The organism is Pseudomonas sp. P4_C3, from assembly GCF_056402075.1.
The window spans coordinates 1-810 of the sequence record NZ_JBFUIC010000727.1; the positions used below are offsets into that span (position 1 = coordinate 1).

Genomic DNA, 810 nt, shown 5'->3' on the forward strand with positions numbered 1-810 from the left:
GTGTATCGATGGCCCCTGCGGCAACAACCTGAAGACAGGTGTTTGAAAGGTGGGGCGCGGTGTCGATAAATAGGATGCCAGGCGGGCTCACAGGTTCAACTCATCTGACGGTTAACGCCTTGCAACCAGATCATCTGACTGCTGAATCCTCTGATAACGCTCGCCGCACCTTACGTGTAATTACCGATATTGTTGAAGTCTATATAGTTCGATTGCAGGCTCAATAATTGTTATAAAAAGTCACTTAATACTCTGCTCAAGTTAGTCTTCGCGCTAACAACTGTAATGTTATCTGGCAGATGTTTTGATCGTTAGAATACGTCCAGTACATACATGGAATAAAGTGTAATGTGATAATCGGAAATGTGTTTGTAGAAATAACTTCACCACGTGAAGAGGTATATGTTTTTGGATGCGTTTGATGATTTGATGCTTGGCTACGCACTAAAAAAATTGACCGACGTGTTTGAAGAAATCGAGGAGGTTTCGAAAAACACCGCTTCGGACAAGGCAACGTGCGTGCTGGGTATCAGACAATCCAAAGCGGCAAAAAAAATCCCCGTCTGGCTGGGGCGTCTGAGAGGCAGCACCCCTTATCAAGTCACGCATGTCCTGATCGATCAGATGCACGCCTCTCGAAAACTCAACCGCGACCTGCGCTTCGCGGCACAAGCTGCTTTGCTGGAAGCCCTGATAGAGGACGGACTGGCAATGCACATCGCGAGCTATTCGGTGGTTGTCGTAGAGAATCGCCTGAAGTGCTTTTCGGATCGATGAGCGTTGTATCTACTGAACACGCACCCAGTGTCC

Annotated in this window: 1 protein-coding gene; it reads left to right on the forward strand. The window is 47.5% G+C overall.

Annotation, left to right across the window (positions count from 1 at the left end):
• Positions 1–402 precede the first annotated feature (402 nt).
• Positions 403–777 carry a hypothetical protein gene (locus AC1DVH_RS32080; protein WP_477757162.1) on the forward strand — a complete coding sequence of 125 codons (375 nt, stop codon included), beginning with the start codon at positions 403–405 and terminating at the stop codon, positions 775–777.
• The last annotated feature ends 33 nt before the right edge of the window (positions 778–810 follow it).